The sequence below is a fragment of the Teichococcus vastitatis genome, from assembly GCF_003604215.1.
GTDB lineage: Bacteria > Pseudomonadota > Alphaproteobacteria > Acetobacterales > Acetobacteraceae > Pseudoroseomonas > Pseudoroseomonas vastitatis.
In genome coordinates, this window is sequence record NZ_QXGS01000037.1 from 1 (window position 1) to 25333 (window position 25333).

The 25333-nt window shown below is 72.4% G+C and carries 19 protein-coding genes; 9 read left to right on the forward strand and 10 right to left on the reverse strand.

The window, feature by feature from the left end:
* Positions 1–75: 75 nt before the first annotated feature.
* From D2K64_RS19970 to D2K64_RS19980, 3 genes are all read left to right on the forward strand, one after another.
* Positions 76–462 carry a hypothetical protein gene (locus D2K64_RS19970; protein WP_238384322.1) on the forward strand — a complete coding sequence of 129 codons (387 nt, stop codon included), beginning with the start codon at positions 76–78 and terminating at the stop codon, positions 460–462.
* A 51-nt stretch (positions 463–513) separates the two neighbouring features.
* Complete coding sequence (locus tag D2K64_RS19975; protein ID WP_120010142.1) at positions 514–3306, forward strand: phosphoenolpyruvate carboxylase; 2793 nt, start codon at positions 514–516, stop codon at positions 3304–3306.
* A 263-nt stretch (positions 3307–3569) separates the two neighbouring features.
* Positions 3570–4943: an LLM class flavin-dependent oxidoreductase gene (locus D2K64_RS19980; RefSeq protein ID WP_238384323.1), complete on the forward strand. Its 1374-nt coding sequence runs from the start codon at positions 3570–3572 to the stop codon at positions 4941–4943.
* A gap of 202 nt (positions 4944–5145) precedes the next feature.
* On the opposite strand, the gene D2K64_RS19985 is transcribed toward D2K64_RS19980, so the two are convergent.
* The 5 genes from D2K64_RS19985 to D2K64_RS20005 form a co-directional block, all read right to left on the reverse strand.
* Positions 5146–6768 carry an ABC-F family ATP-binding cassette domain-containing protein gene (locus D2K64_RS19985; protein ID WP_120010143.1) on the reverse strand — a complete coding sequence of 541 codons (1623 nt, stop codon included), beginning with the start codon at positions 6766–6768 and terminating at the stop codon, positions 5146–5148.
* Positions 6769–6904: 136 nt separating this feature from the next.
* Positions 6905–7693 carry an aldolase gene (locus D2K64_RS19990; protein ID WP_120010144.1) on the reverse strand — a complete coding sequence of 263 codons (789 nt, stop codon included), beginning with the start codon at positions 7691–7693 and terminating at the stop codon, positions 6905–6907.
* A gap of 105 nt (positions 7694–7798) precedes the next feature.
* Positions 7799–8062, reverse strand: a complete 264-nt coding sequence (locus tag D2K64_RS19995) for a DUF2171 domain-containing protein (RefSeq protein ID WP_120010145.1) — start codon at positions 8060–8062, stop codon at positions 7799–7801.
* 90 nt (positions 8063–8152) lie between these two features.
* The gene (gene xdhB, locus D2K64_RS20000) at positions 8153–10444 is read right to left on the reverse strand and encodes a xanthine dehydrogenase molybdopterin binding subunit (RefSeq protein WP_120010146.1); all 2292 of its coding nucleotides are present in this window, start codon (positions 10442–10444) and stop codon (positions 8153–8155) included.
* Positions 10444–11859: a xanthine dehydrogenase small subunit gene (locus D2K64_RS20005; RefSeq protein WP_120010147.1), complete on the reverse strand. Its 1416-nt coding sequence runs from the start codon at positions 11857–11859 to the stop codon at positions 10444–10446. Before D2K64_RS20005 ends, xdhB begins: the two co-directional genes overlap by 1 nt.
* Before the next feature lie 305 nt (positions 11860–12164).
* Between D2K64_RS20005 and D2K64_RS20010 the strand changes: the two genes are divergently transcribed.
* From D2K64_RS20010 to arfB, 4 genes are read left to right on the forward strand one after another with little or no spacing between them, the layout of a single operon-like run.
* Positions 12165–14117 (forward strand): hypothetical protein, encoded by a 1953-nt coding sequence (locus D2K64_RS20010; protein WP_120010148.1) that lies wholly within the window; start codon positions 12165–12167, stop codon positions 14115–14117.
* 18 nt (positions 14118–14135) lie between these two features.
* The gene (locus tag D2K64_RS20015) at positions 14136–15008 is read left to right on the forward strand and encodes a DUF2272 domain-containing protein (protein WP_238384324.1); all 873 of its coding nucleotides are present in this window, start codon (positions 14136–14138) and stop codon (positions 15006–15008) included.
* Positions 15005–16117, forward strand: a complete 1113-nt coding sequence (locus D2K64_RS20020) for an NADH:flavin oxidoreductase/NADH oxidase (protein ID WP_120010149.1) — start codon at positions 15005–15007, stop codon at positions 16115–16117. The genes D2K64_RS20015 and D2K64_RS20020 overlap by 4 nt, the downstream gene beginning before the upstream one ends.
* On the forward strand, positions 16117–16545 hold the full coding sequence (gene arfB, locus D2K64_RS20025) for an alternative ribosome rescue aminoacyl-tRNA hydrolase ArfB (RefSeq protein ID WP_120010150.1): 429 nt from the start codon (positions 16117–16119) through the stop codon (positions 16543–16545). The genes D2K64_RS20020 and arfB overlap by 1 nt, the downstream gene beginning before the upstream one ends.
* Before the next feature lie 64 nt (positions 16546–16609).
* Here the strand turns inward: arfB and D2K64_RS25185 are convergent, their stop codons facing one another.
* Positions 16610–17302, reverse strand: a complete 693-nt coding sequence (locus D2K64_RS25185; RefSeq protein ID WP_202910763.1) for a glycine zipper 2TM domain-containing protein — start codon at positions 17300–17302, stop codon at positions 16610–16612.
* Between the two features lie 508 nt (positions 17303–17810).
* On the opposite strand from D2K64_RS25185, the gene D2K64_RS20035 reads away from it, so the two are divergent.
* Positions 17811–19343, forward strand: coding sequence for a transglycosylase SLT domain-containing protein (locus D2K64_RS20035; protein ID WP_120010151.1), 1533 nt, complete (start codon positions 17811–17813; stop codon positions 19341–19343).
* Positions 19344–19468: 125 nt separating this feature from the next.
* On the opposite strand, the gene D2K64_RS20040 is transcribed toward D2K64_RS20035, so the two are convergent.
* The 4 genes from D2K64_RS20040 to D2K64_RS20055 all read right to left on the reverse strand — a co-directional run bounded on the left by D2K64_RS20040 (position 19469) and on the right by D2K64_RS20055 (position 23579).
* A complete protein-coding gene (locus D2K64_RS20040) occupies positions 19469–20770 on the reverse strand; it encodes a bifunctional folylpolyglutamate synthase/dihydrofolate synthase (RefSeq protein WP_120010152.1) in 1302 nt (433 codons plus the stop codon).
* Positions 20767–21732: an acetyl-CoA carboxylase, carboxyltransferase subunit beta gene (accD, locus tag D2K64_RS20045; protein ID WP_120010153.1), complete on the reverse strand. Its 966-nt coding sequence runs from the start codon at positions 21730–21732 to the stop codon at positions 20767–20769. Before accD ends, D2K64_RS20040 begins: the two co-directional genes overlap by 4 nt.
* A gap of 133 nt (positions 21733–21865) precedes the next feature.
* On the reverse strand, positions 21866–22813 hold the full coding sequence (locus D2K64_RS20050) for a metal ABC transporter solute-binding protein, Zn/Mn family (protein WP_120010154.1): 948 nt from the start codon (positions 22811–22813) through the stop codon (positions 21866–21868).
* Positions 22814–22883: 70 nt separating this feature from the next.
* A complete protein-coding gene (locus D2K64_RS20055; RefSeq protein WP_202910764.1) occupies positions 22884–23579 on the reverse strand; it encodes a hypothetical protein in 696 nt (231 codons plus the stop codon).
* Positions 23580–23782: 203 nt separating this feature from the next.
* Here D2K64_RS20055 and pip point away from each other — a divergent pair, with 203 nt between their 5' ends.
* Positions 23783–24730, forward strand: a complete 948-nt coding sequence (gene pip / locus D2K64_RS20060; protein WP_120010155.1) for a prolyl aminopeptidase — start codon at positions 23783–23785, stop codon at positions 24728–24730.
* The last annotated feature ends 603 nt before the right edge of the window (positions 24731–25333 follow it).

The following is a 25333-nucleotide window of genomic DNA, read 5'->3' on the forward strand; positions in this document are numbered from 1 at the left end:
ACCTCACCCCAGACCGCCTCCAATCCCTCACCAACTCTCCCTGGATCAGAAAGGTCACTTCATAAGCTCGGCGGTATGATGCGGAAATACCGGCTGCCCTTCCGCGCCGGGCACCACTTCGCCGCGGGGGTGGCGGACTACGCCAAGGACCACAACATCCGCCCCACCGAATTCCCCTATGGCGAGGCGCGGCGGATCTATGGCGTGATGCTGGGGGTGATGGGCCTGCCGCCGAGCGAACTGCCCATCACCGAGGCCGAGTTCCGCGCCGCGCTCGACCCGGTGATGATCGTGCGCGACCAGGCCACCGCCGGAGGTCCGCAGCCAGCGGAGGTGACGCGCATGCTGGCCGCCGCCGACGAGGCTGTGGCGCAGCAGGATGGCTGGCTGCGCGAGCGGCGCACCAGGATCAGCACCGCCCTGGATGGCGACCCCCGGGCGCTGCTCGGCGCACCACGCTGAACGGCAGATTTCGGGCGACAAAACCATCTCGCGGGCGCAGCATCGCGCCTCATGGAAGCGTTTCGAGAACAAAGCCTGGATGCCATCACCGCCGCCGCCCGCCAGGCGGCCCGCGGCGATCCGTTCGCCAACCCGGCGCTCTCCATCGCTCTGGCGCTCAGCCGCAAGCTGGACAACGGCGAGATCGGCCACGCCGACCTCGCCGAACTGTTGCAGGCCATGGGGCGGGCCGCCTTCGGGGACCGGGCGCAGCGCTTAGCGCGCGCGGTCGGCCAGGAAGGCCGTGAAGGGCACGACGCCGCCATGGCGTTGCTGGCCGGCCACGTTGCCCGGCCCGATCCGGATGACAGCCCGATGCGCTTCGCCGTGTTCCGCTCCGCCTGCGAGCGGCCGCGCGCCGCGGCGGTGTTCACGGCCCATCCGACCTTCAGCCTGCCGCGCGAAACCGGCGCCGCCCTGGCGCGGGCCGCCGGCGGCGGGCCGCTGCCGGACCCGCTGCTGCTGCGCCCGGCCGGCCCGACCCTCACGGAGGAGTTCGAGCAGGCGGTCGCCGCCATGGCCAATGGCCGCGACGCGCTGGACCGGCTGACCGCCGCCTTTCTCGGCACGGCGCGCAGCATCTGGCCGGACCGCTGGACCCAGCTGGCGCCGGCGCCAGTGATCCTGGCCTCCTGGGTCGGCTACGACACCGATGGCCGCACCGATATCGGCTGGCACGACACGCTGCGGCTGCGTCTGCAGATGAAGCAGCTGCAGCTGGCCCGGCTGGCGCGCCAGCTGGAGGTCTTGCCGGCGGATTGCACCGCCGCCTTGCGGGTCCGCACCGAGGAAGCGGCGGCGGCGGTGCGGGCGCAAATCGCGGCCTGCCCGCCGCCCGGCCCGCCCCGCCCCGAGGCGGCGCAGCTCTTCGCCCAGGCGCTGATCGGGCAGCGGGACGCCGCGCTGACCACCCCGGAGCCCCTGCTGGCCCTGTTTCCCGCCGCCCTCGCCGCGGCGCCGGATGACGAAGCGCGGCTGGCGCTGGGTGTGGCACGCGCCGGGCTGCTGGCGCACGGACTGTCGCTCGCGCACACCCATGTGCGGCTGAACAGCGCCCAGTTGCACAACGCGGTGCGGCTGCGTTTTCCGGCCTTCGGCGCCGGCCCGGAGGACGCGTCGCGCCGCCGCGCCCTGTTCGCCGCCATCAACGCCGCATTGGACGAAGCCCGGCCGGAGCCGGTGGACACGGGCGGGCTGATCGCCGAGCCGGCTTCGGCGGCGCGGCTGATGATGACGGTGGCGCAGATCGCCAAACACGTGGATGCCAGCCAGAAGGTGCGTTTCCTCGTGGCCGAGACGGAAAGCGGCTACACGTTGCTGGCCGCCCTGCTGCTGGCCCGGCTGCTCGGCACCGAGGACCATGTGGAGATCTCCCCGCTGTTTGAGACCGCCGAAGCGCTGGAGCAGCGTGGCGAGCGGGTGGTGGAGGAGGCGCTGCGCTCGCCGCACTGGCGTGCCTATCTGAAGCGCACCGGCCGCCTGTGCCTGCAATTCGGTTACTCGGATTCCGGCCGCTACATCGGGCAGGTGGCCGCGACACACCTGATCGAGCGGCTGAAGCTGCGCATCATCGAGCTGCTGGCGCGCCATGAGCTGCACGACCTCGAGGTGGTGCTGTTCGACACGCATGGCGAGGGCCTGGGGCGCGGCGGCCACCCGGACGGGCTGGCGGCGCGGCTCGACTACCTCGACCCGCCGGCGGTGCGTGCCGCCTTTGCCGCGCGCGGCATCCCGGTGCGGCAGGAAACCTCCTTCCAGGGCGGTGACGGTTATCTGCTGTTCGGCACCCCCTCCCTGGCGCATGCGGCGGTGACGCGCATCGCCGAACACGCCTTCGCCCCGCTGCCCTCCGGCAGCCCTGACCCGGTCTATGCCGAGGGGGGCTTCGCGACCGACCTGTTTACCGGCGCCCGCGCCGCGTTTCACGGGCTGGTGGAGGATCCGGGCTATGCGGCGCTGCTGGGTGCCTTCGGCGCTTCCCTGCTGGACCGCACCGGCTCGCGCCCGGCGGCGCGGCAGAGCGACAGCGGCGGGCCGCCCACCATCCGCCACCCACGGGAGTTGCGCGCCATCCCCAACAACGCGGTGCTGCAGCAGCTTGGCTTCCTGGCCAACCTGATGCACGGCCTCGGCCACGGCGCGGCGCAGGAGCCCGAGGCCTTCGCCGAGCTGCTGCGTCGCTCACCGCGCTTCGCCAATGCGCTGGCCTTCGCCCGCGCCGGGCTGGCGCTGTCGGATGCCGATGTGCTGCGCGGCTATGTCGCCAGCCTCGATCCCGTTTCCTGGCTGGACCGGGCGGCGCAGACGCGGCGGCCCGGCCGGGCCCAGGCGCTGGTGGCGGTGGCCACGGCGCTGGGCACGCTGGGCCTGGCCGATCCGGCGCGGGCCGTGTTCCGCCGGCTGAAGGCCGACGACCTGATGCTGCGCGCCGCCTGGCCGGACGCGGCACCGGGCATGAGCGACCGGCTGTTCGCGCTGCATGCCCTGCGGCTGTGCCTGATCCACCGCATCTGGCTGCTGGCGGTGGTTGTTCCGGATTTCTCGCCGCGCCACGGCGTGACGCGGGATGGGCTGGTGCAGCGGCTGTTGCGCCTCGACGTGCCGGGCGCCGTGGACCTGCTGGAACAAGTGTTCCCCGCCGAGGATCCGCCCGGCGCCGCGCTGGACTTCGCCGAGCCGCCCGCCGCGCGGCATGGCGGCTATGGCCGCGAGCGCGACGAGATCCTGCGCCCGCTGCGGGAGATGTTCAGCCTGGTGCGCGAGATCAGCGCCGTGATCTCCCTGGAATGCGGCGCCTTCGGCTAGCCGAAGGCGCCGCCCCGCGAGGGCGCCGCGCCCGGCCTGCTGCGCGCATCTCCCGGCGGCCCGTCGCGACGGGCCGCCGGCCGCCTCCAGCCCCTGGAGCAGGGTGGTTCGCCGTCGCGGGGGGATCGTTTCATGCCCCGGCCCCGGAAATGGGGCTGCTCCGCCCCCTCGCATCGCGCGCACCGCGCTGGACCCGTGCCGCACCTGGACTGCTACGCCGCGGCGCGCCGGAGCGCCGCCGCCGAGTGAATGGAGGGATCGGAGTGAACGATCAACCGCGCAAGGCCCGCCAGATGGCCCTGGGCCTCAACCTGGTGGGGGCGGGGGCGCATGGCGGCGGCTGGCGCATGCCGGATGCCCATGCCGGCGCCGCCATCGACATCCGCTTCTGGAAGAACATGGCGCGCAAGGCCGAGGCCGCCAAGTTCCACTTCATGTTCTGGGCCGACGGCATCGCCGTGCGCAGCTCCGCCAAGGACGAGGAGCAGCTCAGCTACGACAGCCGCATCGACGTGTTCGAGCCGCTGACGCTGCTGGCCGCGCTGTCGGCGGTGACGGAGAAGATGGGCTTCATCGCCACCGCCTCCACGACCTACAACGAGCCCTACAACATGGCGCGCAAGTTCGCGTCGCTGGACTACGTCACCGAGGGCCGGGTCGGCTGGAACGTCGTCACCTCCTGGAGCGAGCAGGAGGCGCTGAATTTCGGCCGTGACTCCCACATGGAGCACGGCTCGCGCTACCGCCGCGCCGAGGAATACATGGATGTGGTGTTCGGCCTCTGGGACAGCTGGGAGGACGACGCGTTCATCCGCGACAAGACGACCGGGCAGTATTTCGACCCGGCCAGGCTGCACACGCTTCACCACCAGGGCGAGCACTTCAGGGTGCGTGGCCCGCTCAACGTGGCGCGGCCGATCCAGGGCTATCCGGTGATCGCCCAGGCCGGCTCCTCCGGCCCCGGCCAGGATCTCGCGGCCCGCACCGCCGAGCTGATCTACACCATGCAGAAGAGCCGCGACGAGGCTGTGGCGTTCTACAGCAGCGTCAAGAGCCGCTTCGCCCGGTTCGGCCGCTCCGCCAACGATGCGCTGGTGATGCCGGGCATGATGCCGATCATGGGCCGCACCCCGCAGGAAGCGCGGGATCGCTTCGACGCGCTGCAGGAGCTGATCCATCCGCAATACGGCTACGCCTCCCTGGCGAGCTCCTTCGGCGACCTGTCCGCCTATCCGGTGGACGGGCCGCTGCCGCCGATGCTCGCGGACAGCAACGCCGTGAAGAGCGCGCATGGACGGCTGGCGAAGTTCCTGCAGGGCCGCGAGATGACCATCCGCCAGCTCTACCAGGCGCTCGCCGCGTCGGGCCACCACATCATCGTCGGCACGCCGGGCAGCATCGCCGACGAGATGGAGGACTGGTTCGTCAGCCATGGCTGCGACGGCTTCAACATCCTGCCGCCCTTCTACCCGCAGCCGGCCGAGGAGGTGTTCGACCTGCTGATCCCGGAATTGCAGCGGCGCGGCCTGTTCCAAACCGATTACGCGGGCAACACGTTGCGCGAGAACCTCGGCCTGCCGCGCCCGGCGCACGGTGCCATGCGGCGGAACCCGGCGCGCGCCGCGGCCGGACACTGAGGCTTCGGCCAGGCGACCGCCGCCGCGCATCGGTGTTCCGGCGGACCGGCCTCAGGCAGGGCGGCGCGATGCGGGTGCAGAGGGTCCCGCGCGACGCGGCGTCCGGCGCACCGCGCCTGCACGGGCGATGGGCTGCCGGCGATCCCGCGGCGGAGCGGAGGAGGAGCGGACCAGAGGAGGAGCGGACCGGGCCAGGACCGCCTCAGCCGCGCAGGCCGGGCGCTTCCTGGCCGGTCCGCGCGACATACTCCGTGTAGCCGCCGCCATATTGGTGGATGCCCTCCGGCGTCAGCTCCAGCACCCGGTTGGACAGCGCAGCCAGGAAATGCCGGTCATGCGACACGAACAGCATGGTGCCCTCATACTGCGCCAGGGCGGCGATCAGCATCTCCTTGGTGGCCATGTCCAGGTGGTTGGTGGGCTCGTCCAGCACCAGGAAATTGGGCGGGTCATAGAGCATCTTAGCCATCACCAGCCGCGCCTTCTCGCCGCCCGACAGCACGCGGCACTTCTTCTCCACCTCGTCCCCGGAAAAGCCGAAGCAGCCGGCGAGCGCGCGCAGCGATCCCTGGTTGGCCTGCGGAAAGGCATCCTCCAGCGACTGGAACACGGTGCGGTCGCCATCCAGCAATTCCATGGCGTGCTGGGCGAAATAGCCCAGCTTCACGCTGCCGCCCATCGACACCATGCCCGCATCCGGATCGGTGGCGCCGGTGACCAGCTTCAGCAGAGTGGACTTGCCGGCGCCGTTGGTGCCCAGCACGCAGCAGCGCTCGCGGCGGCGCACCAGGAAGTCGAGGCCGTCATAGATCACCCGGCTGCCATAGCGCTTGTGCACGCCCTTCAGGTTCACCACGTCGTCGCCGGAGCGTGGCGCCGCGCGGAACTCAAAGGTCACCGACTGGCGGCGCTTCGGCGGCTCGATGCGGTCGATCTTCTCCAGCTTCTTGACGCGGCTCTGCACCTGGGAGGCGTGCGAGGCGCGCGCCTTGAAGCGCTCGATGAACTTGATCTCTTTGGCCAGCATCGCCTGCTGCCGCTCGAACTGCGCCTGCTGCTGGCGCTCGTTCATGGCGCGCTGGCCTTCGTAGAACTCGTAATCGCCGGAATAGGAGGTCAGCGTGCCGCCATCGATCTCGACCACCTTGTTGATGATGCGGTTCATGAAGGCGCGGTCATGCGAGGTCATCAGCAGCGCGCCGTCATAGCCGGTGAGGAATTGTTCCAGCCAGATCAGGCTTTCCAGATCCAGGTGGTTGCTCGGCTCGTCCAGCAGCATGACGTCGGGGCGCATCAGCAGGATCCGGGCCAGGGCCACGCGCATCTTCCAGCCGCCGGACAGGGCGCCGACGTCACCCTCCATCATCTCCTGCGCGAAGCCGAGGCCGGCCAGAACCTCGCGCGCGCGGCCTTCCAGCGCGTAGCCGCCGAGTTCCTCGAAGCGCGCCTGCACCTCGCCGAAGCGCTCGATCAGGCTGTCCAGCGCGTCGGCCTGCTCCGGATCGGCCAGCGCCGCTTCCAGCCGCGCCAGCTCGGCGGCGACGGTGCTGACATCGCCGGCGCCGTCCATCACCTCGGCCACGGCGCTGCGGCCGGCCATCTCGCCCACATCCTGGCTGAAGAAGCCGATGCTGACGCCACGATCCACCAGGATCTGCCCTTCATCCGGCTGGTCCTGCCCGGTGATCATGCGGAACAGCGTCGACTTGCCGGCGCCGTTGGGACCCACCAGCCCGGCCTTCTCGCCCTTCTGGAGCGCCGCCGAGGCCTCGATGAACAGCAGCTGCTGGCCGTTCTGCTTGCTGATGGAGTCGAGACGGATCATGTGCAATCGGAGCCCGGAGCAGTGGCGGCGCCCTGGCGCCGATGCGCCGTCCGAGACCATGGGCAGGGGGCCTGCGTCAACCGCCAAGGTCCGGACGCAGCCCCGATGGCCGGGCATGGGGTCGCGCGGCGCGCCGTCAGGCCAGAAAGGCGGGCTCCTCGCGCGTCAGGATGCGCCGGACGCTGTTCAGGTGCAGGCGGGCGCTGTCGCGACGGCCGGCGGCTTCCTGCGCGGCGACGCGGCGGGCGATCTCGTCCGACACGCGCAGCAGCTTGCGGCCGGTGCTCATGGCCAGCACCTGCGCCTGCGCGGCGCGCTCCAGGTAGTACAGGTCGTCCCACGCCTCGGCGATGGTTTCGCCCAGCACCATGACGCCGTGGTTCTTCATGAACACCACGTCGGCCTCGCCGAGGCTCCCGGCGATGCGGTCGCCTTCCCGCTCGTCCAGCGCCAGGCCCTGGTAATTCTCGTCCACCGCCAGCCGGCCGTAGAAGCGCAGCGCCGTCTGCCCGGCCCAGGCGAGCGGCTCGCCCTCCACCATGGACAGCGCGGTGGCGTAGGGCATGTGGGTGTGGAAGGCGACCCTGGCGCGCGGCTTGGCGGCATGGAGGCGGGCATGGATGAAGAAGGCCGTGGCCTCAGGCTGCCCGTCGCCCTCCACCACGTTGCCGTGGAAGTCGCAGACCAGCAGGGAGGACGCCGTGATCTCGGAAAAGGCGAGGCCGTAGGGATTGACCAGGAACAGGTCGGGACGGCCCGGCACCACGGCGGAGAAATGGTTACAGATGCCTTCCTGCAGCCCATGCCGCGCAGCCATGCGGAAACACGCCGCGAGGTCGATGCGGGCCTGCTGCAGGGCGGCCGCATCGGGCAGGGAATTCAACAAGGCGGGCGACGCGGCGGGCGCGCCGATCGGGTGGGCCATGCAGGCTGCTCCTTCGGGAGGGATGCCAGCATGGCCCGGCGGGCCAGGGGCCTCAACCCCCGCGGCCTCAACCCCCGCGGCGGCAAACCCTCCGGCGGGGCGTGGTCAGCCCGCGGTGCCCTTGTGGTTCTCTTCTTCCTCCAGGGTCACGGCGACGTCGGCATTGGCCGACAGGCGCACGGCATCGGCTTCCACCTCCGCCACCAGCCCGACCGGGATGAAGTGGTGGTGGCCCTGATGCGCGCCCTGGCCGCTGTCCTTCTTGGTCAGCTTGATGCGGTCGCCGTCGACGCGGTCCACGGTGCCGACATGCACGCCGTCGGCGCCGATGACTTCCATGTGCTCGCGGATCTGGCTGGTGTTGACCATGACGTGGTTCTCCGTTCTGAGTGACGGAGCAACAACGCCACCGCCGCGCAGGGGATGCAGCGCGGCCCAGCCGCGGGGATGCGGCGCGGCTCAGCCGCCGCGCAGGGCCGCCAGCACCCGCTCCGGCGTCGCCGGCAGGTCGAGCCTTGCCGCGCCCGTCGCGTCGCGCAGCGCGTTCCACACGCAGGTGGCCAGCAGCAGCGGCGGCTCGCCCACCGCCTTGGAGCGGAAGATGGTGTTGGCCCGCGCCGGCGCGTTCTCCAGCAGGCGGAGGTTGAACACCGGCGGCATCTCCCGCGAGCCGGGGATCTTGTAGGTGGAGGGCCCCAGCGTGCGCAGCCGGCCCGCCTGGTCCCACCAGAGTTCCTCGCAGGTCAGCCAGCCCAGGCCCTGAACAAAGGCGCCCTCGATCTGGCCACGGTCGATGGCCGGGTTCAGCGAGCGGCCACAATCCTGCACCAGGTCGGCGCGGGTGACGCGGTGTTCGCCGGTCAGGGTGTCCACCAGCACCTCGGCAAGGGCGGCGCCGTAGGAGAAGTAGAAGAAGGGCTGGCCGCGCATCGCCACCGGGTCCCAGTGGATGTCCGGCGTCTTGTAGAAGCCGGTGGCGGAGAGGCTGACGCGCTGCGCCCAGCACTGGTGCGCCAGCTCGCTGAACTCCATGGCGTGGTTCCCGGCGGTGACGCGGCCCTCGGCGAACTGCACCTCCGCCGCCTCCACATTCCACAGCGCGGCGGCCACTCCGGCCATGCGGCCGCGGATCGCCGAGGCCGCCTGGTGCGCCGCCCAGCCATTGAGGTCGCTGCCGGTCGAGGCGGCGGTGGGGGAGGTGTTGGGCACCTCGGCCGTGGAGGTGGCGGTGATGCGGATGCGCTCCACCTCGACGCCGAACACCTCGGCCACCACCTGGGCGATCTTGATGAACAGGCCCTGGCCCATCTCCGTGCCGCCATGGTTCAGGCGGATCGAGCCATCGGTGTACACATGCACCAGCGCGCCGGCCTGGTTCATAGCCATGATGCCGAAGGAGATGCCGAAGGCCAGGGCGAAGCCGCCCAGGCCCTTGCGCAGGGTGGGGTGGCTGGCGTTGAAAGCGTCCGCCTCGGCACGGCGGCGTTCCCATTCCGCGCCCTGCCGGGCCTCGGCCCAGACCCGGCGGATCAGCTCGCCTTCCAGCGCCTGGCCATAGGGCGTGTCGGCGCCGTTCGGTCCGCCGGCGAAGTTCAGCTCGCGCAGCGCGTCCACCGCGCGGCCGGTGGCGCGGGCGGCGCCGAACAGAACATCCTCCATCAGCAGGGCACCCTGCGGCCCGCCGAAACCGCGAAAGGCGGTGTTGCTGACGGTGTTGGTCTTGCAGGCCAGGCCGGTGATCCGCACCGCCGGCACGTCATAAGCGTTCAGCGCGTGGGTGACGGCGCGGAAGATCACGCCGCCCGAAAGATCCAGCGAATGGCCGCCCTCCGCGGCCAGGGTGGCGTCCAGCGCCAGGATGCGCCCTTCGGCGTCGATGCCGGCCTGCCAGCGATACAGAAAGGGATGGCGCTTGCCGGTGGCCGCCATGTCGGCCTTGCGCGACAGGCGCAGCTTCACCGGCCGCCCGGTGAGGCGCGCCGCCAGGGCCGCCGCCGCCGCCACCCAGGACGCGTTGCTTTCCTTGCCGCCGAAGCCGCCGCCCATGCGACGGCATTGCACGGTGATGCGGTTGTGGTCGCAGCCCACCACGCGGGCGGCGATGTGCTGCACCTCGGTCGGGTGCTGGGTGGAGGAATGCAGCGCGATGTCGCCATCCTCGCCCGGCACCGCCAGCGCGATCTGGCCTTCCAGGTAGAAATGCTCCTGCCCGCCGCAGCGGAACTCGCCCGCGATGCGGCGCGGCGCGGCGGCCAGCGCCGCCTCGCAATCGCCGCGCGCGATCACCTGTGGCGGCATCAGCAGGGCCCGCGCCTCCAGCGCGGCTTCCACACTCAGGAGGGCGGGCAGCGGCGCGATCTGCGGCCGCAGCGCGGCGGCGCCAGCCAGGGCGGCGTCGCGCGTGGTGGCGACCACCAGGGCGAGCGGCTGGCCCCAATGCTCCACCGTGCCGGTGGCGAACAGAACCTCCGCCACCCTGCCGCTCGGGGAGATGTCGTTGCGGCCCGGCACGTCCTCCGGACCGAAGGCCGCCACCACTCCCGCCACGGCACGGGCGGCGGCGAGGTCGAGCGGTGCCAGCGTGCCATGTGCCACGGGCGAGAGCGCCAGCGCCGCATGCAACAGGCCCGGCGGCTCCGGCAGGTCGTCGAGGAACTGCGCCTCGCCCGTGGCGTGCTTCAGCGCGCTGTCCTGGCGCAGCGCGGCGCCCATGCCGGTGCGGCTGGGGCGGAGCGGGGGAAGCGTGTCCATCAGCCCTGCACCTCCAGCCGGAGGTCGGGCCGGGCGACCCGCCAGTACAGCCGGCGCAACAGGCCCTGCGCGCCGCGCAGCCGGTATTCCGCGCTGCCGCGCCAATCGGCCAGCGGCGTGAAATCCTGCGCCAGCGCGGCGGCGGCGGCATCGAAGCCGGCCTCGGACCAGGCGGCGCCGGCCAGCACCGCCTCGGCATGGGGGGCGCGCGCCGCCGTGGCCGCCATGCCGCCGAAGCACAGCCGGGCCGCGGTGACGCGGTCGCTCTCCAGCCGCAGCAGAAAGGCGGCGGACACGGTGGAGATGTCCTGGTCGTGCCGCTTGGACAGCTTCTCGCAGGCCAGGATCGCGCCCGGCGGCGGGCGCGGCAGCACCACCGCCCGGATGATCTCGTCCGCGGCCAGGGCCGTTCTCCGGTAGCCGGTGAGGAATGCCGCCACCGGCAGGATGCGCTCGCCGCCGGCCGAGGCCAGCACCACGGCGGCGTCCAGCGCCAGCAGCGGCGGCAGCGCGTCGCCGATGGGGGAGGCGGTGCCGAGATTGCCGCCCAGCGTGCCCATGCCGCGGATCTGCCGGGAGCCGAGCCGCCGCAGATAGGCGTCCAGCGGCCGAAGATCCTCCAGCCCCTGCAGCGCGTCGAGCAGCCGGCCGTAGGGCACGCCGGCGCCGATCACCAGCCGCTCCGCTTCCACCGACAGGGCCTGCAGCTCGGCCACGCCGCCGAGGGCCAGGATGCGCGGCGGTGTTTCGCGGTGCTCGGACACGCGCAGGCCGAGATCGGTGCCGCCGGCCAGCAGCCAGGCTCCGGGGTGGGCGGCGCGCAGCGCCAGCGCCTCGGCCAGGGTGGCGGGGCGGTGGAACACCTGGCCCGATGCGGCGAACTCGGCGCTGGCGGCGGGTGGCAGCGGCGGCGGCAGCGTGCCGTCATCGGCCAGCGCCTCGAACACCTCCAGGATCGGGCGGTAGCCGGTGCAGCGGCACAGATTGCCGGCCAGCGCCTCATGCGCGTCGCCGCCGCCGGGATGCGCCTTCTGCCGGGCATGGGCCCAGGCGGACATGACGATGCCCGGCGTGCAGAAGCCGCATTGCGTGGCATCCGCTTCGGCCATGGCGCGCTGCACCGCGTGCGGCGTGCCGTCCGCCAGGCCCTCCACGGTCCGGATGGCGCGGCCATGCATCTGGCCCAGCAGGGCGAGGCAGGCATTCACCGGCACGCGGCCGCCATCCGCCTCCTCCAGCACCACGGTGCAGGCGCCGCAATCCCCCTCGGCGCAGCCTTCCTTGGTGCCGCGCAGCGCCGCGCCGCCCTCGGCCACCGGGGCGCGCAGCCAGTCGAGCAGGGTCATGCCCGGCAGGATGCCGGGCGGCAGCACCCGGTGGCGGCCATTGAGCGTGAAGGCGATGGATGCGGTCATGGGGTGGATCGAAGCAAATCCGGGGCCGCGCTGCCAAGCGCGCATCCTGATCCGGCGCAGGACCGCGCCCCTGCGGCCCCCGCCGCAGGCCGTCGGAATGCCGAATCGCCGTGATCGCCACCGCCGGCCGGCCGCGCCACATCTCGGCTGTCCGATGTCCCGGACGCGCTGCGGCGGCACCCTGCGGCGGCGCCCGATCGCCCGCCCTGGTTGCGTTTCCGTCCTGGCCTTCCGTCCTGGCGTGCGTCGGCGCGCATGCTGCCCTATGGTGCGGCGACGAGGCTGGAAGGAATCCGGGGATCCCCATGGTCGAAACGCTGCCCGAGGCCGACCGCGATCGGTTGATCGCCTTTCTGCACCGGCACCTGCTTTGCGCCGTGCCGCTGGACGGGCTGGACATCCCCGCGCTGCGCGAAACCCATGCGCCCTTCGCCACGGCGAATTGGTGCTGGACGGCGGATGCCGCCGGCGCGGCCGAGTTGCTGGCGCAGCCCGCCCTGGCGGCGGAATGGGGCGCGATGCGGGATGGGCTGACCGACTTCCTGATGGCCATGGGCACTGGCAACCTTCTGCTGCGCCGGGTCGCCGAGGCCGAGCTGCAGGTCGAAAGCGCCGATCCGCGCGACTTCGCCATCACCACCGCGACGCATGAATACCGCGGCGACCTGTCGCGCGGCGTGGTGCGGCAGGCGGTGCGCGGCGGCGTGGCCCGGCGGGAGATCCACCACACCGGCCACCTGGCGGAGTTCCGCCTCGGCCGCCACCGCCACTGCCTCGACATCGAGGACAGCATCGTCGAGTTCGGACTGGAGCAGCGGCCCGACGGGGTGCTGCTGTTTCACGAAAGCCTGCTGAAGGGCACCACCGGCCTGTTGCGCAAGGCCGAGCAGACGGTGGGCCGGGTCCGCTACGAATACTGGATCGAGGCCAAGGACCCGCGCCTTCTGATACAGGTGACGCTGCGCGCCGAGCCGGGCGTCGCGCTGCACGACCTGCGCCTGACCACGGCGGTGGACGAGCTTTCGGGCGAGAGGGTGCGGCCCGTGACCCGCGTGCATCTGGGGGAAGGGCGGGATTTCCGGGCGGTGCCGTTGTCCGGCTCGGGCGTCGCCACGCTGCGGGAGGACACCTCGCTCGACATCATCAGCCTGATCGAGGACGCGCCGCCGGGGGCCGCCAACGGGCTGCACCTGCGGCCGCTGTCGGGCGACTACCTGCTCAACACCAAGGCGCAGTCGGTGGAGGGCCGGCTGCACTGGCTGATCAACCGCTACGCCACGCCGGAGCTGGCGGCGGGCGGGGTGTTCCAGGTCAACGAGGCGCGGCTGCTGACCGCCGGCACGCTGGCGGCGGCGATGCCGAGCTATGCCGGCATCCTGTATGATCCGCTGATCCTGTCCGGCCGCGATGCCGGCGTCACCGCCGATCACGGCGTGGCGCTGAACGCGGTGGCGACGCAGCTGCTCTGCGTGGCGCGCGGCGACTACCCGATGCCGGCCGAGCGCGTGGCCATGCTGCGCGACTGGTATGACCGCCACCTGGACGGGCTGTTCGCCGGCATGGCCGAGGGCGACAGCCTGCCGCCGCGCCGCTCCTACCTGCGGGCGCTGAGCTACGCCCTGCTGTCGCTCGACGCCATGCAGCGCTGGGCGCCGGAGCCGCGCTACGACGCGGCGTTGGCGCACGGCCTCGACCTGCTGCTGTCCTTGCAGCGACCGGACGAGGCGGGCGGCGCCTTCGCCGACCAGAACCAGGCCGCCTATCTCGACTGCCACGCCGCCGCCATCCTGGCGCTGTCCCGGCTGGCGCTGAGCCGGGAGGATGCGCGGCTGCTGCCGGCGCTGAAGCAGGCGCTGGGGGCGATCCGCGTCGGCTCGGTGAAGGTGCCGCTGGAGGATGGGCTGCACAGCCTGGACACGCCCTTCGTGCGCAGCCGCCGCGCCGATGGCCGGTGGGAAGACGATGGCGGCTTCTGGACCTTCAAGCTGGGCCTGCTGCTGCGCGCCCTGGCGGCGCTGCGGCTGGCGCACGGCGCCGGCGCCGTGCCGCTGGAAGGCAGCCAGCTGCAGCGGCTGCAAACGCTGAACGACCTGGCGCTGCGCCAGCTGCGCGCCCGCATCCGTCCCCACGGCGCGGTGCTGGAGGTGCTGACCAGCCCGCTGGCGCAGGAAGGCAACGCCGCCACCCAGCCCGCCGCGCTGCTCGGGCTGCTGGCGCCGGATGCCGCGGTGGCCGGGCCGCTCGCCGCCGCAACCTGACCGGAGGCCGCACCGACCATGCCGATCCCGACCCGCCGCGCGGCCGGCGCGGCGGCGCTGCTGCTGCTCGCCCTGGCCGCCTGCGCCGCTCCGCCGCCGGCTGCGGCGCCCGGGCCGCCGCTGAGCTACCCGCCCGACGTGCGCGACCGCCTGCTGCGCATCGCGCGGGAGGAATGGACGGAATGGGGACGGCTGGTGTCCGTGCCGGACATTGCCGGTGCCGCGCACCAGTCGCTGGAGGACGCCGCCATCCCCGGCCCCGAATCGGCGCTGCCCAACTTCCCGCGCGTGCTGGCCTATTGGCGCGCCGTGGAGAATGCGGAGGCGACCGGTGCCATTGCCCGCAACCGCGCCCGCTACGCCGTGACGCTGGCGCATCCCGGGGCGGCGTCGCTGCCCGGCGGCGGGGTCTGGCGCGAGCCGGCCTGGTCGGCCGCCTTTATCTCCTACCTGATGCTGCGCGCCGGGGTGGACCGGCGGGAATTCCCATCTTCCGCCGCGCACAGCTTCTACGTCGACGGCATGCTGGCCACCGCCGCGGCCTTTCCGGCCGAGGCGCCGTTCATTCCGCGCGACTGGTTTTCCTATGCGCCGCAGCCGGGCGACCTCGTCTGCGCCGACCGCTCCGGCCGACCATTGGCCGATTGGCGGGCACGGGCGGCGGAGGCCGGGCAGTTCCGGCCGATGCATTGCGACCTGGTGGTGTCGCTGTCCCCCGGCATCGTCGAGGCGGTGGGCGGCAACGTGGCCGATGCCGTGACCCTGTCGCGGTTTCCGGCCGATGCGGCGGGGCAACTGTTGGCGCGCCCGCCCGGCGGCCCTATCTGGTTCGCGGTATTCGAGAACCGCCTCGGGCGCCTGCCGCCCTGGAACCGGAGCCCCGCTTCATGACCGACCTGTTCGAGCCGCTGGCGCTGCGCGGCGTCACCCTGCGCAACCGCATCGGCGTCGCGCCCATGTGCCAGTATTCCTGCGCACCCGATGGAAAGCCCACCGAGTGGCACCTCGGCCACCTGCAATCGCGCGCCGTGGGCGGCGCCGGGCTGGTGATCGTGGAAGCCACCGCGGTGGTGCCGGAAGGCCGCATCACGCCGCAGGATGTCGGGCTGTGGGAGGACGGGCAAACCGCAGGCCATGCCCAGCTGGCGCGCGTCATCGCCGCCGCCGGCGCGGTGCCGGGCATCCAGATCGCCCATGCCGGCCGCAAGGCCAGCACCGCCGCCCCCTGGGTCGGCGGCGTGGCGCGCGAGCATGGCTGGACCCCGGTGGCGCCCTCGGCCCTGGCCTTTCCCGACCTCAACGAGCCGCAGGCGCTGGACGAGGACGGCATCGCCCGGATCATCGCCGCCTTCGCCGCCACAACGAAGCGCGCCGTTGCCGCGGGCTACCGCTTCATCGAGATCCATGCGGCGCATGGTTACCTGCTGCACCAGTTCCTGTCGCCGCTGGCCAACCGCCGCAACGACGCCTGGGGTGGTGATTTCGCCGGCCGCACGCGCCTCACGCGCGAGGTCGTCTCCGCGGTCCGCGCCGTCCTCCCGGACGAGGTGCCGCTGGCCATCCGCTTCTCCCACACCGATTGGGCGGAAGGCGGCTGGACCACGGAGGAAACCGTGGAACTGGCCCGGCAGGTCAAGGCACTGGGCGTCGATCTGGTGGACGTGTCCTCGGGCGGACTGGTGCCGGCGCGCATCCCCGTGGGCCCGGGCTACCAGGTGCCGGGCGCCGCGGCGGTGCGCGAGGGGGCGGGGCTGCCGGTGGCGGCGGTCGGGCTGATCACCGAGCCGGCGCAGGCCCAGGCCATCCTGAGCGAGGGCAAGGCTGACATGATCCTGCTGGCGCGCGAGCTGCTGCGCGACCCGTACTGGCCGCTGCGCGCTGCCGTGGCGCTGGGCCGCACCGAAGCGCTGCCGACGCCGCCGCAATACGACCGCGCCTGGAGCGCGCTGGGCCGGACCCGGATCGACGCCGCCATCGCGGAACCGGCCCCGGCGCTCTGATGGCGCGCATCCCGGTCACGGCGCGGCTCTCGATCGACGAGAACGAACTGGTGGAAAGCTTCGCCCGCGCCTCCGGCGCGGGCGGGCAGAACATCCAGAAGGTCGAGACCATGGTGCAGCTGCGGTTCGACGCCCGTAACTCGCCTTCCCTGCCGGAACGGGTGCGCGACCGCGCCCTGGAACTGGCGGGGCACCGCGCCACCGGGGCGGGAGAGATCGTGATCACGGCGCAGGAGCACCGCTCCCAGGCGCGCAACCGGGAGGAAGCGCTGCAGCGGCTGCTGGAATTGCTGCGCGCCGCCGCCGCGCCGCCGCCACCCAAGCGCCGCCCGACTCGGCCGACGCTGGGTTCCAAGAAGCGGCGGCTGGAGGGCAAGGCGCAACGCGGCGCGACCAAGAAGATGCGCGGCAAGCCGGCCACGGACTGAGCCGGATGAGCGGAAACGCGAAAGGCCGGGGATCGCCCCGGCCTTTGCGGTTCGCGGCGCCCGCTCAGTAGCGGACGGGGGCCGTGTAGACCGGGACGCCCTGCGGCTGTCCCGAATAGGGTTGTCCTGTGTAAGGCTGTCCCGTGTAGGGCTGGGTGGCGGCGGGCTGCCCGGGATAGGGCTGCCCCTGATACGCGGCACCCTGCGGCGGCACGTAGTTGCCCTGCGGCACGCCCGGGGGCGGGCCGCCGGCGGCGCGGCTGATGCGCGTGCGGTCGCCGCGCACGATCACCACGCGGTCGCCCGCCTGAAGCCCTTCCTCCCCGGTCTGCACCACCGAGATGTCGCCGCCATTATCCTCGCGGACGAAGTATTCCACCGCGTTGCCGCCGCTGACGCCGCCGCCGAGGGCATTGCCGGCCAAGCCGCCCAGCAGGGCGCCGCCCAGCCCGGCCAGCGCGTTGGAGCGCCAGTCGCCGCCGATAAAGGAGCCGCCGACGCCGCCCGCCACGGCACCCGCCGCCGTGCCGATGCCGGACCCGCCGCCCTGCACCTGCACCGGCCGCAGCCCGACAATGGTGCCGTAGTTGACCGAGGCCGCGCGGCCCACCGCGCCGCTGCTGTAGGACGATCCGGTCTGCTGCGGAGCACAGGCCGCCAGCCCGCCGCCGAGCACCAGCAGGCAGGCCGCCGCGCGCGCCAGGGCAAGGCCTTTGCGGCCGGCCGGAAGTTGAGGATCAAGGGCGTTGCGCGTCATCACGGCATTCTCCCACCTGTTGCGGCCGGCATGGGTGCCGCGCCGGCCGGGATTGGCATCCTGGTGAAAGTGGGTCCGCCGCGTCCCGGTTGCAGCATGCCAGGCGCGACTCCGCCATTCGCCGGGCGCCAAAGGTGGCCCTTTCGTGCCGCCGGGTAACGGCCGGTGACGGCAAGTATCCGGCGAGACGACTCGCGCGACCTTCACCTTGTGCGAGAAGAACGCCGCAGCCGGGCCTGGCGGAGGCTTTGCCAATATTCAGCCTCACTTGCCAAATCAAAGCCTTAAAAGATTTCGTTCACGGCCCACGGCACGCATTGTCAGCTTGCACGCACTGTTGCGCTCCTGTAGGCCAGAACAGGTTGACGTTCCGCTCACCTCGGCGCGTCGGGAAGTTCGGCTGGTTGTCGCGTGGGGGCGCGGCGCCGGCCGCCATGGCGTGGCACGTTTCGCTGCCCGCGATGGAGCCGCCTTCCGGCTTGCCGTCCTATTCGACGGAGAACAGGGGATGACTCCGTTCCGACTTTGCCAGACCCGGCGCCATGCGCGCGCGATGATGGCAGTGGGGGCATTGGCTCTACTCGCGGCCTGCGGCAGCAGCCAGCAGGCCCGCTCGCCCATGGCGGCCTCGGCCGCCGCGCAGGCGGCGGCTTATCCGCAACCTTCCAGCTACGATCCGCCGGGCCCGGCAAGCGATCCGTGGGGGCCCTACGTCAAGGAGGCTTCCCGGCGCTTCGACGTGCCGGAGCGCTGGATCCGCGAGGTGATGCGGCAGGAAAGCGCCGGCAAGGTCATGGCCCGCAGCCCGGTGGGCGCGATGGGGCTGATGCAGGTGATGCCCGGCACCTATGCCGAGCTGCGTTCCCGCTACGGCCTGGGCGACGATCCCTACCATCCCTGGAACAGCGTCATGGCCGGCACCGCCTATGTGCGGGAAATGTACGAGCTGTACGGCAACCCGGCCTTCCTGGCGGCCTACAATGCCGGCCCGCGCCGCCTCGAGGATTACCTCTGGAACGGCCGCGGCCTGCCGGCCGAGACGCGCAACTACGTGGCCCGCATCGGCCCGCGCATCATCGACGCGCATCCGGGTCGGCGCGCGGCGCCGGAAGTGTACGCGGCGGCGGAGATCCCGCTGAACATTCCGGCCGGCCCGCGCCGCGGCGACACCGCCACCATGCTGGCGCTGCGCGAGCAGCGCAACGCGGTGGACCCGGGCATCCGGGTGGCGAGCCTTCCGGCTGGCCCCGTGGTGCGCATGGACCCGATTCCAGATGGCTCTACCTATGCCGAGCCGGTGCAGGTGGCCAGCCTCGACCCGGCCGCCGGCAGCAGCGTCGTGCGCATGGACCCGATCCCCGACGGCTCGACCTATGCGGCCGAGCCGCCCGCCGAGCCGGCGCCGGCCTTCATCGCGGCGGCGCCGGCCATGGCGGCCCCAGTCGTCACCGCCCCGGTGACGCCGGCCGCCATGCCGGCCTCCTCGCTGCTGGCCACGGCCATGCCGCGCCCGGCTTCCGCCACGCCGGTGCGGGCGGCCATGCCGGTGGCCGCTCCGTCCACGGCGGCCTCGCCCACCCGGTCGCGCATCGCCTCCGCCTTTGCCGAGGCGCCGCGCGGCGCCGCCAAGGCGCCTGTCGCCCAGGCGGTGCGGGAGCCGGTGCGGGAATCCCGGGTCGCCGCCAGCGTGCCGCGCTCCGGCGGGTTCAGCCTGGTCGGCACCGCCAATGCTGCGACGGTGGCGCCGCAGGCCCATGTGCTGCGCCTGCCGGGGCAGGGCGGCGCGCCGGCCCCTGCGGCCGGCGACTGGGGCGTGCAGGTCGGTGCCTTCGCCTCGGCCAACCTAGCGCGCAACGCCGCCAGCCAGGCGCGCGGACGGCTCGGCATCAGCAGCGCCCGGACTCTGGTGGAAACCGTGGGGTCCGGCAATGCGACGCTGTATCGCGCGCGGGTGATCGGCCTGTCGCGCGACAATGCTCAGGCGGCCTGCGACCGGCTGCGCAGCGCCGGCGCCTGCCTGATCGTCGCGCCCGGCGCCTGACCGGCGCCCAGCAGACGACGCCGAGCAGCGGAACGGAGAAAGGGCGGTGCCGGCGGCACCGCCCTTTCTCGTTGGCGGGCCGGCCCCGGCCGGGTGTCCCGTCGGAAGCCCCGTCGGAAGCCCGGTCAGACGATGGCGGTGCCGTCCATCTTCAACACCTCGCCGGCCAGGTACAGGCTGCCGCAGACCAGCACGCGGCTGGGCGGGCCGCCCTCGGCGGCAATAGCGCGCAGCGCATCCGCCACCTGCGGGCCGGGACGGGCGCGGCCGCCGCTGGCCGCGACGATCGCCTCCACCGGCATGGCCAAGTGCTGCCCCGGCTCGGCCACCGCCCACAGCCCTTCCGCGAGCGGCAGCAGGGGCTGCAGGAATCGGGCCGATTCCTTGCCCTGCTTCATGCCGACGATGAGGTGGCGCGGCCGGTCGCTCCAGAACGGCAGCTGCATCGCCAGTGCCTCGCCGGCGCCGGCATTGTGGCCGCCATCCAGCCATAGCTCCCAGCCCGGCGGCAGCAGCGCGGCGAGGTCGCCGTGCAGCCGTTGCAGCCGCGCCGGCCAGGAGGCGGTGGACAGGCCGGCGGCGATCGCCGCCTCGGTCAGCCAGGGCGGGTTCCAGGAGCGCAGCGCGGCGATGGCGATTCCGGCATTGTCGGCCTGGTGCGGACCGGGCAGGGCCGGGCGCGGCAATTCCAGCACGCCGCCCGGATCGGCGTAGCGCAGCCCGCTCTCGGTGGGCTGAATGGTCCAGTCCTGGCCGCGCACCGCCAGCGTGATGCCGAGCGCCGCGGCCGCGTCCTCCAGCACCATCTGCGCCTCGGGCGGCTGGTTGCCGGTGGCGGCGGGCGTGCCACGCTTCAGGATGCCGGCCTTCTCGCCGGCGATCTTGGCCAGGGTGTCGCCCAGGAAGTCCATGTGGTCCATGGAGATGCTGGTGATGGCGCAGGCCACCGGGTGGTCCACCACGTTGGTGGCGTCGAACCGGCCGCCAAGGCCGGTTTCCAGCACCAGAAGATCGGCCGGCGTGCGGCTGAACAACAGAAAGGCGGCGGCGGTGATCACCTCGAACACGGTGATGGGCGCACCGGCATTGGCCTGCTCTGCCTCGGCCAGGGCCGCTTCCAGCGCGGCATCGCTCACCAGCGCGCCGGCGAGGCGGATGCGCTCGTTGAAGCGCACCAGGTGCGGCGAGGAAAACACGTGCACCCGCAGGCCGCCCGCCTCGGCGATGGCGCGCAGAAAGGCGCAGGTGGAGCCCTTGCCGTTGGTGCCGGCGACATGGATCACCGGCGGCAGGTGGCGCTCCGGATGGCCGAGCGTCGCCAGCAGCCGCTGCAGCCGTCCCAGCTCCAGGTCGATGACGCGGGGAAACAGGCTGTGCAGCCGGTCGATGATCGCCTCGGCACGGCCGAGGGGCGCCTGGCCGCTCACGCCTCGGGCGCGGCCTTCGGCGCGACGCTGAGGGCGGGCCTGGTCTCGGCCACGGGCGTTGACGCCGGGATGTCGTCGGCCAGGGCGAGGGCGGGCTCCGGCGCCGCGCCGGCCAGCACCGGCTCGCGCAGCAGGCTGATCACCTGCGCCAGCCGCCCGCGCATCTCGCCGCGGGCCACCACCATGTCGAGGATGCCGTGCTCCAGCAGGTATTCGGCGCGCTGGAAGCCCTCGGGCAGGGTTTCGCGCACCGTCTGCTCGATCACCCGGGCGCCGGCGAAGCCGATCAGCGCCTTGGGTTCGGCGATGTGGATGTCGCCCAGCATGGCGAAGGAGGCAGTGACGCCGCCGGTGGTCGGATCGGCCATCACCACGATGAAGGGCAGGCCAGCTTCCTTGACCATCTGGGTGGCGATCACCGTGCGCGGCATCTGCATCAGGCTGACCGCGCCTTCCTGCATGCGCGCGCCCCCGGAGGCGGTGAACACGATCAGCGGTGCGTCCTGCAGCACGGCGAGCCGCGCGGCGGTGACGATGGCCTCGCCGACGCCGGGGCTCATGGAGCCGCCCATGAAGCCGAACTCGAAGGCGGCGACCACGGCGCGGCGGCCCTCGATCGTGCCGTGCGCCACCATCACCGCGTCGTCCATGCCGGCCTTGGCCTGGGCTTCCTTCAGCCGCTCGGCGTATTTGCGCTGGTCGCGGAAGCGCAGCGGGTCCACCGGTGCCTTCGGCAGCTCGATGCGCTGGTAGCCGGGATCGAGGGTGTATTCGATGCGCCGGGCGGCCGGGATGCGCATGTGGTGGCCGCAATGGGTGCAGACATGCAGCGACCGTTCCAGGTCACGGTGGAAGATCATCTGCTCGCAGGCCGGGCATTTGTGCCAAAGGTTGTCCGGCACCTCCTTGCGCCCGAGCCATGTCTGGATCTTCGGCAGCGCCCATTCGCTGATCCAGTTCATGTGCGGTCCTTCCCTTCTGCCCCCGCCCCCGGTCGGCGGTGCCGCGTGGTAGGGCCTGCCGCCGTGCCTGCGCAAGAGGGACGCGGCCGCGCCGGCCGGCAGCGCGGCGCGGCCATCGACGCAGGCCGGCGCCTCAGTCGCCGCGCATCGCCGGCACCAGCAGGCCCACATTGTGTCGGAACATCGCCACGTAGCTGGGGGCCGGTCCACCGGCGGCGGACAGCGCGTCGGCGTAGAGCTGGCCCTGGACCTTGACCCCTGCCTCGGCGGCGAGGCGCCGCAGGGTGGCCGGGTTGGCCATGTTCTCCAGAAAGACCGCGGTGATGCGCTCCCGCTTCAGCAGGCGGATCAGCGCCGCCACCTGCGCGGCCGAAGGCTCGCTTTCGGTGCTGATGCCATGCGGCGCGCGGAAGCGCACGCCATACGCGGCGCCGAAATAGCCGAAGGCGTCGTGGCTGGTGACCACCTGCCGCCGTTCCTCGGGCACGCTGCCGATCTGCGCCCGGACCCAGCCATCCAGCGTGGCAAGCTCCGCCACCAGCGCCTCGGCGTTGCGGCGGTAGGCTTCGGCGCCGTCGGGATCGGCCGCCGCGAGGCCCGCGGCGATGGCGCGCGCGTATTGCTGGCCGTTCCGCAGATCCTGCCACGCATGCGGGTCGGAGCCGTCCTGGTCACCATGGGAGTGCCCGTGGGAGTGCCCGTGGGAATGCCCGTGGGAATGCCCGTGGCCGGCTTCCTCCAGGCGGCGCGGGGTCACGCCCTCGGCGGCGGTGATCAGGCGACCGGAATACCCGGCCGCGGCGGTCAGCCGGTCCAGCCAGGCATCGAAGCCCAGCCCGTTGCGCACCACCAGCCGGGCGCGGCGGATTGCTTCCGCGTCGGATGGGCGCGGCTGAAAGGCATGCGCGTCGACATCCGGCCCGGCGATGGTGCGCACCGCGACGCGCTCGCCGCCGACCCGCCCCAACAGATCACCCAGGATCGAGAAGGAGGCGACCACCGGCAGCGGCGCCGTGGCCGCGGCGCGGTGCAGCACAGGCGCGGCCAGGACAAGGCCCAGCAGGGCACGACGAGCAGGCATGGCAGGAGCCTTGAGATGTTATATAGTTTCATTTGCCGGCTGCGACCGGGAAGCGCAAGGCCTTGTGCGCTCAGGAGCCGCGGAACATCCGCCGCAGCCTTGCCCAGAACCCGCCGCTGTTGCCGCCGCCGCGCCGTGCGATCTGCTGGTGTGCCACATGCGGCCGCCGGGCCGGCGGCGGCAGGGCGCTGGCCAGGGTGTGGCGCCCCGCATCCTGCCCCGCGATCAGCCGCCGTTCCAGCGCCACCACCTGCGCCACCGCTTCCGGCGGGTTGGTGGCCGCCAGGATCTCCACCGTGTTCGCCGCATCCTGCCAGGCGCCGCTGCGCCGCAGCGCGTCGATCACGCGCACCGTCTGCTCGGCATCGAGCGACGGGCCGCTGCGCCACAACGCCACCGCATCCTGCCGCCAAGCGGAGGCGAGGTCGGCGCGGTTCAGATCATCGGCCACCCAGGCGGCGTGCAGCGTGGCCTCGGCCGCCGCGTGCAGGGCCCCGGTTTCCTCCAGCACATGGGCCCAGGCCAGGAAGCGCCGGGCCAGGGGCGGGTGCGTGCTGTCGGCGATCAATGCGCGGAACGGCGCGGCGGCCACGGCCTCGGCCGCCGCCGGATGGGCGCGGCCGATATCCGGCGCGGAATAGCCGCAATACGGGCATTGCTGCAGCCAGCGCGCCATGCTGCCGCGCAGCGGCTGGCCTGGCCGCAGGTCGAGGTCGGGGGCCTGTTCCGGCGGGTCGGGACGGAACGGGGTCTGCCGGCTTTCCATGCCGCACACCGCGCAACGCAGTGCGCCGGCACTGCCGCCGGCGCGGGAGCCGGCGGAAGGAGAGCCTGCGGAAGGTGAGGAAGTCGCCATCCCTGCCAAACTAGGCACGAAGCCGCGCCGCGCGAAGGCCCCTGAACCAGCAAAGGTTGCAGAAATGTCGCATCGTTGTTGCGCGGTGGCGGCCGCCGCGCCAAACATCCGCCATGCCCCGCGGCGACCTCTTTCCCGATATCGCACCCTACGAGACGGGGCTGCTGCCCTTGTCCGGCGGGCATGTGATGTACTGGGAGCAGGTCGGCAATCCGCGCGGCCAGCCGGTGCTGTTCCTGCATGGCGGGCCAGGGGCCGGGGCAGGGGCGGTGCATCGCCGCTTCTTCGACCCGGCGCATTGGCGCGTGGTGATCTTCGACCAGCGGGGGTCCGGCCGCTCGCGGCCCCTGGGCGAACTGGCGCACAACACCACGCCGCACCTGGTGGAGGACATCGAAACCCTGCGGCGCTTCCTGGGCATCGAGGAATGGCTGCTGTTCGGCGGCTCCTGGGGCTCCACCCTGGCCCTGGCCTATGCCCAGTCCCACCCCGAGCGGGCGGCGGGTTGCGTGCTCCGCGGCGTGTTTCTCGGGCGGTCGCATGAGGTGGACTGGTTCCTCTCCGGCATGCGCCGGGTCTTTCCCGAGGCCTGGAGCCAGTTCGTCGAGCACCTGCCGCCCGATGAGCGCCATGACCTGCTGGCTGCCTATCTCCGGCGCCTGACCGATCCCGACCCGCGGGTGCATTTCTCGGCCGCCCGGGCCTGGAGCCAGTATGAGGGGCTGTGCAGCACCCTGCTGCCCAGCCCGGAAACCGTGGCCAGCTTCGCGCAGGACCGCAGCGCCCTGGGCCTGGCCCGGATCGAGGCGCATTATTTCGCGCATGACCTGTTCCTGCCGCCCGAGGGACTGCTCGGCCGCATGGGCCGCATCGCCCATCTTCCGGCGGAGATCGTGCAGGGCCGCTATGACATGGTGTGCCCGGCGGAAAGCGCCTTTGACCTGGCCGCCGCCTGGCCGAAAGCCCGTCTGACGGTGGTGCCGGATGCGGGCCATTCGGCGCTGGAGCCCGGCGTGCGGCTGGCGCTGGTCGCCGCCGTGGAACGGTTCCGCCGCCGCTGAACCGGCCCGCGGCGATTGTCGTGCCGTGGAACCGATCCCGGTGCGGCCCGCAGCCTCCGCAGCTCAGCCGGAGCAAGACGCCTCTGCACCGCCCGCGATCGGCCCAAGGCGGCCCGGAAGCCCGTTTGCGCCGCCGGCCCTGCATCCTGGCACGTCCCGTCATGCCGTTGCCTGATCGCCAAGCCGGACTTTCCGGCGGGCCCTTCCTGGTGTAGCGTGGTGCCAGATGGTGATTGTCTGCGTAGCTCAGCTGGATAGAGCACAGGATTCCTTGTTTTTCTAAACTGGGCGTTGTGTCCGGAAACGGCACAGCGGATCCGCTCAAAGTCGGGGAAAGCTGGGGCGCACTGGTCGCCTTGCCGATCCCGAGCCAAGCCCGGCGAAAGCCGGGAAGGTGTAGAGACTGGACGGGCGGCACCTAAGGGCTTCGGCCTAGGGTGAAGGGACAGTCCAGACCACGAACGCCCTCGCGGGCGGCGGCGAAAGTCGAAGTGGTATGAATCCTGGGGCCGTGGGTTCGAATCCCGCCGCGGACACCATCTCCCCCTTTATGGAATGGCCCGCCCCTCTTTCGTAGCCTGTCTGTGGCCACTGGAAAGGGAA